Annotated in this window: 12 protein-coding genes; 5 read left to right on the top strand and 7 right to left on the bottom strand. The window is 65.4% G+C overall.

Annotated features, from left to right (window positions below; translation table 11 throughout):
- Nucleotides 1–22: 22 nt before the first annotated feature.
- Nucleotides 23–439 (bottom strand): XVIPCD domain-containing protein, encoded by a 417-nt coding sequence (locus ABGA94_RS02115; RefSeq protein WP_134971620.1) that lies wholly within the window; start codon nt 437–439, stop codon nt 23–25.
- Between the two features lie 75 nt (nt 440–514).
- Entirely contained in the window at nt 515–994 is a 480-nt protein-coding gene (locus ABGA94_RS02120; protein ID WP_338167783.1) for a nuclear transport factor 2 family protein, read from the bottom strand.
- Nucleotides 995–1,221: 227 nt separating this feature from the next.
- Between ABGA94_RS02120 and ABGA94_RS02125 the strand changes: the two genes are divergently transcribed.
- Together ABGA94_RS02125 and ABGA94_RS02130 are read left to right on the top strand one after the other, a co-directional pair.
- Complete coding sequence (locus tag ABGA94_RS02125) at nt 1,222–2,034, top strand: alpha/beta fold hydrolase (RefSeq protein WP_375366254.1); 813 nt, start codon at nt 1,222–1,224, stop codon at nt 2,032–2,034.
- Nucleotides 2,035–2,043: 9 nt separating this feature from the next.
- On the top strand, nt 2,044–2,217 hold the full coding sequence (locus ABGA94_RS02130; RefSeq protein ID WP_005415066.1) for a hypothetical protein: 174 nt from the start codon (nt 2,044–2,046) through the stop codon (nt 2,215–2,217).
- A gap of 110 nt (nt 2,218–2,327) precedes the next feature.
- On the opposite strand, the gene ABGA94_RS02135 is transcribed toward ABGA94_RS02130, so the two are convergent.
- Nucleotides 2,328–3,008, bottom strand: a complete 681-nt coding sequence (locus tag ABGA94_RS02135; RefSeq protein ID WP_375366262.1) for a hypothetical protein — start codon at nt 3,006–3,008, stop codon at nt 2,328–2,330.
- A gap of 134 nt (nt 3,009–3,142) precedes the next feature.
- On the opposite strand from ABGA94_RS02135, the gene ABGA94_RS02140 reads away from it, so the two are divergent.
- The gene (locus ABGA94_RS02140; protein ID WP_111174674.1) at nt 3,143–3,802 is read left to right on the top strand and encodes a hypothetical protein; all 660 of its coding nucleotides are present in this window, start codon (nt 3,143–3,145) and stop codon (nt 3,800–3,802) included.
- A gap of 103 nt (nt 3,803–3,905) precedes the next feature.
- Nucleotides 3,906–4,874: a polysaccharide deacetylase family protein gene (locus tag ABGA94_RS02145; protein ID WP_375366256.1), complete on the top strand. Its 969-nt coding sequence runs from the start codon at nt 3,906–3,908 to the stop codon at nt 4,872–4,874.
- Between the two features lie 3 nt (nt 4,875–4,877).
- Here ABGA94_RS02145 and ABGA94_RS02150 read toward each other — a convergent pair whose 3' ends face one another.
- The 4 genes from ABGA94_RS02150 to ABGA94_RS02165 form a co-directional block, all read right to left on the bottom strand.
- Nucleotides 4,878–5,804, bottom strand: a complete 927-nt coding sequence (locus ABGA94_RS02150) for an MnmC family methyltransferase (protein WP_375366257.1) — start codon at nt 5,802–5,804, stop codon at nt 4,878–4,880.
- Nucleotides 5,785–6,162 (bottom strand): hypothetical protein, encoded by a 378-nt coding sequence (locus tag ABGA94_RS02155; RefSeq protein ID WP_375366258.1) that lies wholly within the window; start codon nt 6,160–6,162, stop codon nt 5,785–5,787. Before ABGA94_RS02155 ends, ABGA94_RS02150 begins: the two co-directional genes overlap by 20 nt.
- 417 nt (nt 6,163–6,579) lie before the next feature.
- Nucleotides 6,580–6,945: a hypothetical protein gene (locus ABGA94_RS02160; protein WP_111201457.1), complete on the bottom strand. Its 366-nt coding sequence runs from the start codon at nt 6,943–6,945 to the stop codon at nt 6,580–6,582.
- 145 nt (nt 6,946–7,090) lie between these two features.
- Nucleotides 7,091–7,510 (bottom strand): hypothetical protein, encoded by a 420-nt coding sequence (locus tag ABGA94_RS02165; RefSeq protein ID WP_111127015.1) that lies wholly within the window; start codon nt 7,508–7,510, stop codon nt 7,091–7,093.
- Between the two features lie 90 nt (nt 7,511–7,600).
- Between ABGA94_RS02165 and ABGA94_RS02170 the strand changes: the two genes are divergently transcribed.
- On the top strand, nt 7,601–7,885 hold the full coding sequence (locus ABGA94_RS02170) for a hypothetical protein (protein WP_375366260.1): 285 nt from the start codon (nt 7,601–7,603) through the stop codon (nt 7,883–7,885).
- Nucleotides 7,886–7,917 lie beyond the last annotated feature (32 nt).

Consider the following 7,917-nt stretch of genomic DNA (forward strand, 5'->3'; position numbering starts at 1 on the left):
CGCCAACAACAGTGGCGGCGGCTCAGCCCAGACGGTGTGCCGGGTTCTGCTGCTGCTCCTGCTCACGGGCCTGCTGTTCGGGCACCACCCCAACGGCCTGCTGCTGCATGCCCAGCCCCAGCTTCTGCATCGACTGCTCCACTGGCGTCTGCGCCGCTACCGCGGTCGGCATCATCGCGCGCAGGTGCGCCGGATTGGCCGGGTCGCCCTGCACCACGAAGATGTTGTGTCCGGCCGGGTGCTGGGCCGTGGCGTTGCTGACCAGCACGTGGTCGACCTGCTGCAGGCCCTGTTCGCGGGCGAGCACGGTCAGGCTGGCGGTCAGGCGTTCGCTGGTCTGGTCGAACGCACGGCCATGCTGGGCGTCCAGTGCGGCCACGCCCTGACGGATCTGCTGGTTGAGGCCGTAGTCGGGGTGGTTGGGGGTGATTTCTGCCATGGCGATCGAACGGTAGCGGTGGGTCGGGGTGAACCCCGCCAGTATAGATCCGGCCGGTGAAGGGCGCCGGAAAGGTCAGTCCGCCGGCCGATGGTCATAGCTGATCACCCGTTCGGCCAGCCAGTGCCCGTCCACGCGGCGCCAGACCTGGATGAAGCGGGCCTGGCCGGTCCAGCGTTCCACGCCGTCCTTGCCGCGCTCGTAAAAGCGGTGGTCGCCGGTTTCGAGCGCCCGCTCATCGTGCAGCGGAAACACCTGCAGCGAAGATTCCACGAGCTCGCGGCGCAGCTGCCAGCCACCCTCGCGCGCGCTGCTGCACAGGTTGGCCACGCTGTGGCGGAAGTCCTCGCGGCTGCTGGCCGACTTGCCGTCCTTGTCATGGAAGAACTCCATGTCCTGGGTGGTCATCGCGGCGGCCTTGTCAGCATCGCAGGCCTCGAAGGCGGCGGCGAACAGCTGGGTGTCGGCCTGGCGGATCTGCTCGCGCAGGTCATCGGAGGGCGCGGGTGCGGCGGCGAGGCCGGCGGCCAGCAGGGGGAGGGTGAGCAGCAGCATGGCGAAGCTCCAAGGAGGGTTCACGCAGGCTCGCATGGCGCTTGGGCCACTGCAGCCGGCTTCCGACGAAACGGCCCTGCCACGGAATGAATGCCCATATTGGCGGCCCGGTTCCAGCCTTGAGGCCGTTGCCTGTGCAGGGGATGTCATGAGCGGCCGGGATTCCCTCACGGCCGCCACAGGTGACGGCCATTAGCCTGCACTCCTTCCCTTCCACAGGAGCGCCCATGCCTGCTTCCCGCGTCCGCCTGCACGTTGAAGACACCGGTGGCGATGGCCGCCCGGTCATTCTGATTCACGGTTGGCCGCTGTCCGCCGATGCCTGGAAGACGCAGGTGTCGATCCTGCGCGACGCGCAGCACCGGGTGATCAGCTACGACCGGCGTGGCTTTGGCCGCTCTGACAAGCCGGCCGAAGGTTATGACTACGACACGCTGGCGGCGGACCTGGCGGGGTTGATCGAGGAACGTGACCTGCGCGACGTCACTCTGGTCGGTTTCTCGATGGGCGGCGGCGAGGTGGCGCGCTACGTGGCCAACCATGGCCAGGATCGCCTGCACAGTGTGGTGTTCGCGGCCGCTGTGCCACCGTTCCTGCTGCGCAGCGACGACAATCCGGAAGGTCCACTGACGCAGGCCAAGGCCGATGAAATGCGCAGCGGATTGGAGAAGGACCGCGAAGCGTTCTTCGATGGCTTCACCCGCGACTTCTTCAGCGCCAACGGCCAGTTGATGGTCACCGAGGAGACGCGCCAGGCGGCGATCGCGCTGTGCCATCAATCCGACCAGGCGGCGGCGCTGGGCTGCATGAAGGCGTTCGCCACGACCGATTTCCGGGATGACCTGAAGAAGATCACGGTGCCGACCTTGATCCTGCACGGCGACAGTGACGCCATCGTGCCGTTCGAGGGCTCTGGGCAGCGTACCCACAAGGCCATCAAGGGCAGCGAAGTGGTGATCCTGGAAGGCGCGCCACATGGCTGCAACACCAGCCACGCCGACCGCTTCAATCTGGCCCTGCTGAACTTCCTGAAGCGCTAAGCTGCGGCCATGCGCCAGACCAGAACACCCCCGTGGAAGAAGCCCAACCCCAAGGGCCAGACGTCGCAACCGCTGTCGGATGCGCAGAAGGCCGCGGCGCGGCAGCGGGCGGAGGAGAACGGGCGGCGCTATCCGAACCTGGTGGACAACATGTGGGCGGCGAAGCTGCCGCGTGGGTCGTGATTCACAGGTTGGGTGTGGGCTTGATGTAGAGCCGAGCCGATGCTCGGCTGGCGCGCGCAGCGCGTGCCTTCCGGGGAAGGGGCAAAGGGCCGCCGAGCATGGTCTCGGCGCTACGGGCCGGGCAGTGGCCGCCAGCCCGACTCCCGCCATGGCGCTACGTCGCGCCTCTGCACGTTGATCGCCTCGACCGGCAATCCTGCCTGTCGCGCCAGTTCGGCACGCAGTACGTCGCTGTCCACCGGCAGCGCGATGGCCACCTGCAGCTGGTCGCCCTGCTGACGGATCTGGGTGGGCACCACCGCATGGGCTTCATGCTCGCCGCCGGTGCGAGCGATCGGATAGCGCATCGCTACGGGCCTTCCCAGGTGTGCCAGTACGGGGCGCCATGCCTGCAGCACGACAGGCTGTGCTGCTGCGGGAACCCGCACCTCGATGATCGTTCCCGGGTAGCCAATGACATTGCCCACCATCACCTGGAAGCGCGCACCATCGGGGATGGCGACCACAGTGGCGGCCAGCACGCCTATCGACAGGACAGCTGCGGCGAGGCGCCAACTGCGCGGCGCGGCGGCGGCGCGGGTCGCCGTGCGCAGCCCCGGCTTGCGCCGCAGCTTGCGCGCGTAGATGCGCCGATCCTTCCTGCGCGGGCTGGTGCTGTGCGCCGGCAGGTTCAACGGGACGCGTGGCAGCCGGGCGACGCGCGCGTCGATCAGGCGCGCGAGCAGCCACCACGCGAGCACGAATGCCAGCAGGGGCAGCAGCGTTCGTACGATCAGGTACAGCATCACCATCGGGAACACCAAGGAAAATTCGCATTCAAACAACCGTGCCATCGTAACGGCGCTGCGTAGTGTGTGTCGCATCCGCCAGCCGACACGTGCGAACTGCTTGGTTAGGATGGCTCTTTGCTGTCATGGATGAACCGATGAGCGCTGCCACCTCCCGAATCCGCCGCATCTGTGGGCAGGGGCCGATCCTGCTGATGCTGCAGCTGGTCGCGTTGCTGTCCGTTGCACTGGCTTCCGGATTCTTCCATTGCCGCGTCGACCTGCTGCTGGAGCCGATCACCGCGGCGTGCGGTGGCCCGGATGAGCAGGCGCGGTTGCAGATGGCCGAACAGGTGATGGCGCGCGCCGGTGCATTGGACGACTGGCAGCCATTGAGCTGGATTCCATTGGCGGGCATCGTGCTGGCGCTGCTGGGTGCGATGGCGGTGTGCGCGAGCCGCGCGCTGTGGCTGCGCGATGGGCTGCGCACGGCGAACGTGGCGCTGCTGCTGCTGCATGGCGGCGCACTGTGCTTGGCCGGGTGGACGCTGCACCTGTACGAGAACGCATGGAACAGCGTGGCGCGCTTGTCACCCACGGCATGCCTGATGGACCTGGGGGCGGAGGGCGATACCCCGCTGGTGCAGGCGCAGTCCGTGGTGTTCCACATCCTGACGCGTGAGAACGCAACGCTGATGCGCAATCCGGACGACCTGGCGCTGGTGCTGGTGGCGTTGTTGATGGCGACGATGGTGGGCGGCATCTCCCTGTGGCGGGCGATCGTGCGGGCCCGGGTGGCACGATCGGCAGTGGCCTGACGGGCCTCCGCGGCTGACCGGATCCGAGACATGCAGGGCACACGCTCGGCGGCGCGCGGCAATCGCGCTACAGTCGACGCCTCGCCACTCCAGGGAAGACCCGATGCGCTTGTTGCTGCGTGCGTTGCCGTTGTTGCTGTGTCCGCTGGCCGTACACGCCGCCGAGGTGGACCGTCGTATCGCGGTGACCATCGATGATCTGCCATGGGCACGGCTGGACCAGATCGTGCCGCCGGATCTGCAGGCGTGGCACGAAGCGTTGATGGCCCAGCTGCGCGAGGCCGGCGTGCCGGTGGTGGGCTTCGTCAATGAGAACAAGCTTGAGGTGAATGGACAGGTGCAGCCGGCGCGGGTGCAGATGCTGCGCGACTGGCGCGATGCGGGTTATGTGCTGGGCAACCACACGTACTCGCACATGGATTTGAATGCGAAGGGCGTGGCGGCGTTCCAGCAGGATTTCCTGCGCGGCGAAACGGTGCTGCGGCCGCTGCTGGCCGAGAAGGGGCAGGCGCCACAGTGGATGCGCCACCCCTACCTGCGCGCCGGGCGCACCGCAGATGAGCGCGTGCAGATGGAGGCGTTCTTCAAGCAGCATGGCTATCGCGTGGCACCGGTGACGGTGGACAACGGGGAATGGGTGTGGGCGTTCGCCTATGCCAACGTGATGAACGAGCAGGCGGATTCGCCGGCGCGTGACGCGACGCTGGCGCAGCTGCGCAAGGGCTACGTGCCGTACATGCTGAACAAGCTGGATTACTACGAGAAGCAGTCGCAGGCGCTGCTGGGGTACGCGCTGCCGCAGGTGTGGCTGATGCACGCCAACGAGCTCAATGCGGCCACCTTTGCCGAACTGGTGGCGGCCACGAAGCGCCGCGGCTATCGCTTCATTTCACTGGACGAAGCGATGCGTGACCCGGCGTATGCGCGGGGTGCGGAAGGCTACAACGGCCGCTATGGCCCGAGCTGGCTGCATCGCTGGGCGATGGCGGAGAACAAGCCGAAGGACTTCTACGCCGGCGAACCGGAGGTGCCGGCGTGGGTGATGAAGCTGGCCAAGGTTGATTCGGAGTGAGGCTCAGCGCTTGACGGCCAGCACGCCGTCGAGCGCCAGTTCCGCCTTGAAACCAGCCTTTTCCAGGCGTTTGGCCACTTCACGCGGCACGTCGCGGCCGCTGGTCAGCTTGTTCGGCGCGCCGGTGTAATGGAACAGGCGACCGCCCTTGCGGATGACGCGGGCGAGGTGGTCGTAGAACACCTGCGAGTACAGCTCGCCGGCGATGCCGAAGCGCGGTGGGTCGTGCAGGATTGCGTCGACACTGTTGCTGGCCACCCGTTCGATCTGCTGCGAAACGTCACCGTGGCTGAACTGCAGGCGACCACCGGCGGCAGCCGAGTCTGGATCCGGCGACCACGGGTTGAGCGTGCGCAGCCACTTCACATCGGCGTTCTTCTCGAATGAACGGATCTGGCCGACACCGGCCTCCAGCGCGCAGGCGGCGAAGTAGCCCAGGCCACCGCAGGTATCGAGGATGACCTTGCCGGCCGGGGCGACCAGCTCCACCTTGCGGCGTGCATCCTCGAACGGCGACAGCTTCGAGGTCGGCAGCATCTTGATGCCGTCGATCTCGAAGGTCGGTACGCCCCATTCGGTGGGCACCAGCTTGATCAGCGAGCCGCTGTAGCGCGAGATCGGCGCGAATTCCTCGCCATCCCAGTAGTACAGCGTGCGGTCCTTCAGCTTGCCCGGCCAAGGGTAGGGCTGGCCCCGGAAGTGGAAGCCGTCCGCATCCAGCGCCACGCTGTCCTGGCTGCGGCCGAGGTCAAGCGATCCCTGCCAGTCGGCGGCGCCCTTGTCACGGGCACGGCGCAGGGTATCGGCGCTGTCGCGGGTCAGCAGGGGGCCGGTGTAATGGGGCACGGCGGGTACCGGGGCGGTTCGGGGGAGGGCATGGTACCGCAGCTGTTGTAGAGCCAAGCCGATGTCAAAGCAGGTCCACGCCATGCGTGGATGCAGGCAGGGAGGTGTCGGGCGTGGGCCCGACGCTAGCGCTGGTGCAGCTGTAACCGTGTGTGGTCCCTTCCCCCGCGATCATGCCGACGCCACGCGACGGCTGCATGCCCTGCCGCGCGCACGATCGACGATGGGCCTCCTGGGTTTGCGGTGGCTGCCGATCGAAGTCGTAGCGCATGCGGCCGTCCTCCTGCAGCAGCCAATGCACGGTAACGCGCTCATGGCGACCATCACCGAGATCCCAGTCCAGGGTGCGCATGATCAGAGTCTGGCCATCGGGCAGCTGCCGGACTTCGTCATAGGCCCCCTGAGACTGTATTGCACCGGCCATCAGCAGGAGGGGCAGCATGTTCCAATATCCAAGACTGAATATCATTTCGTCAGTCCTTTGCCAGTGAGTAGATGGCGTTGATGCATGGACGAGAAATGCCCTGCCTTTGGGCATGGGCATCTCCCTCTAGGAGCTATTGAGCGAAGATCGTCCCTCTATTGGTGGCACATTGCTTGGGGATGCAGGTCTCCATCATGGTGTTTGCAAACTTGGACTGCGAAAAATAGCAATTGACGCCAAACTGGGTTCTGCCTCTGAACGGCCCAGCGTAGTGGTCGATTTCCTGTGCAATACAGCGTCCATTGTCCACGCTGAGGGTTGAACGTCTCATGCCGCCAATAGAGCTCTCCCAACTCCCGCTCCCAATGGGAAAGATATTCTGACCAACGGGTACCCGACCACTTGGTGCAGTCGCCGTTGCCCAATCAATACTTTTCACAGGGTCGGCAGGGGCGCGGGATCATCGCTGTAGCAAGACCAGCCGGTGGAGGGACCCGACAACGTCATGGTCCCGCTTGAGGGTGTCATTTCCACCGACTCGCAATAGGCTTGGTGATAGAGCTGCGTGGCTCTACTCTGGTCTTCATAGCGATAGCTGAGTCTCCCAAAATCATCTTGTTTCAGGCGCTGTGTCACGTCCAGGATGCCGCCATTGAAGTCTGGCCAGCTGCTTGTCCTATCTACGCTGACACTTCCGTCTGGATTCGCGACTACGACATCTATGCTTAGGCGCTCGCTAGCGCCAATGGCGGTCGCGGGCAGAAAGGCCGCTATCAAAAAGGCGAATTGCTTCAACTTCATGTCTCAGCTCCTCTTTTGGGATGGAGAGCTGATGCTGAACTGAGTTCTGGTCGCCCGACGAGATACCTATCCAGTTATCGTTGTTTTGAAAATTTCCTTATGTTTCATACTGTTAACCACGAAAGAAGCTGTCGCAAACGTCTGCTCAAATGCACTTCACCGCATACACCGGCCCAGCACCGATCAGCATCAACGCCATGTAGTCACTATCGCTGGCCTTGCCCTTCAACGTCGCGTCCTTGTTGAAGTGGAAGATGCCGAAGCCGCCGGCCATGCGGATAAGCGCACTGTCGATCTGGTCGGCGTCGTCGCGGAAGTAGCGGCTGATCTCGCTGGACGTGGCCTTGTGCAGGGCATTGGGTTCGCGCTGCCACTGCTCGCCACGGCTGAAGGAAACGAAGTACTGGCCACCTTCCTTGTCGATGCGGAAGTCGGCGGGTTTGCGCGCGCTGGTGGCGAAGCAGCCCTGCAGCGGGTCGGTGGAAAACGGAAGCCCGGCGTCACCGCTGCAGGCGGCGGTCAGCAGCAGGAGGGCACCGGGCAGCAGCAGGCGGAGCGTGCGCATGGGATGTCCCTACAGGGCAGGTGCGGCTAGTGTAGGCGGCATGCGGGCGTGGCCCGTACAGAAATTCGGCAAGGACACAGGGGTTTTCGGATGGCGCAGGGCAAGGCACCGTGGTGCGGCGTGGCCAGTTGGCTGGGTATTGCAGTGGGGTGGGGGGCAGGCACCGTGGTGGCACAGGCAGCGGTCGCTGCGGGTGGCAATGGCATGGCCGCAGGGCTGGGCGTGGGCGTGCTGGGTGCGGCGCTGGTGGGCGGCGGCCTGGCCGTAGCCTCGCGCGTGCGCGGTGAGCGCTGGCCGTGGATCGGCATCGGCGGTGCAGTGCTGAGTGCGCTGCCGCTGCTGATGTACCTGCTGCGGATGATGCTGAAGCTGTAGCGGTAGTGCCGGCCGCTGGCCGGCACCTGCAG

Origin of the sequence: Stenotrophomonas sp. 3diitr2024 (assembly GCF_042136455.1) — a bacterium.
Classification (GTDB): Bacteria; Pseudomonadota; Gammaproteobacteria; order Xanthomonadales; family Xanthomonadaceae; genus Stenotrophomonas; species Stenotrophomonas sepilia.

Excerpts from the sequence above, each read along its gene's own strand:
- ABGA94_RS02115 (WP_134971620.1), bottom strand. The coding sequence starts at position 439 with ATGGCAGAAATCACCCCCAACCACCCCGACTACGGCCTCAACCAGCAG.
- ABGA94_RS02120 (WP_338167783.1), bottom strand. The coding sequence starts at position 994 with ATGCTGCTGCTCACCCTCCCCCTGCTGGCCGCCGGCCTCGCCGCCGCA.
- ABGA94_RS02125 (WP_375366254.1), top strand. The coding sequence starts at position 1,222 with ATGCCTGCTTCCCGCGTCCGCCTGCACGTTGAAGACACCGGTGGCGAT.
- ABGA94_RS02130 (WP_005415066.1), top strand. The coding sequence starts at position 2,044 with ATGCGCCAGACCAGAACACCCCCGTGGAAGAAGCCCAACCCCAAGGGC.
- ABGA94_RS02135 (WP_375366262.1), bottom strand. The coding sequence starts at position 3,008 with ATGGTGATGCTGTACCTGATCGTACGAACGCTGCTGCCCCTGCTGGCA.
- ABGA94_RS02140 (WP_111174674.1), top strand. The coding sequence starts at position 3,143 with ATGAGCGCTGCCACCTCCCGAATCCGCCGCATCTGTGGGCAGGGGCCG.
- ABGA94_RS02145 (WP_375366256.1), top strand. The coding sequence starts at position 3,906 with ATGCGCTTGTTGCTGCGTGCGTTGCCGTTGTTGCTGTGTCCGCTGGCC.
- ABGA94_RS02150 (WP_375366257.1), bottom strand. The coding sequence starts at position 5,804 with ATGGCGTGGACCTGCTTTGACATCGGCTTGGCTCTACAACAGCTGCGG.
- ABGA94_RS02155 (WP_375366258.1), bottom strand. The coding sequence starts at position 6,162 with ATGCTGCCCCTCCTGCTGATGGCCGGTGCAATACAGTCTCAGGGGGCC.
- ABGA94_RS02160 (WP_111201457.1), bottom strand. The coding sequence starts at position 6,945 with ATGAAGTTGAAGCAATTCGCCTTTTTGATAGCGGCCTTTCTGCCCGCG.
- ABGA94_RS02165 (WP_111127015.1), bottom strand. The coding sequence starts at position 7,510 with ATGCGCACGCTCCGCCTGCTGCTGCCCGGTGCCCTCCTGCTGCTGACC.
- ABGA94_RS02170 (WP_375366260.1), top strand. The coding sequence starts at position 7,601 with ATGGCGCAGGGCAAGGCACCGTGGTGCGGCGTGGCCAGTTGGCTGGGT.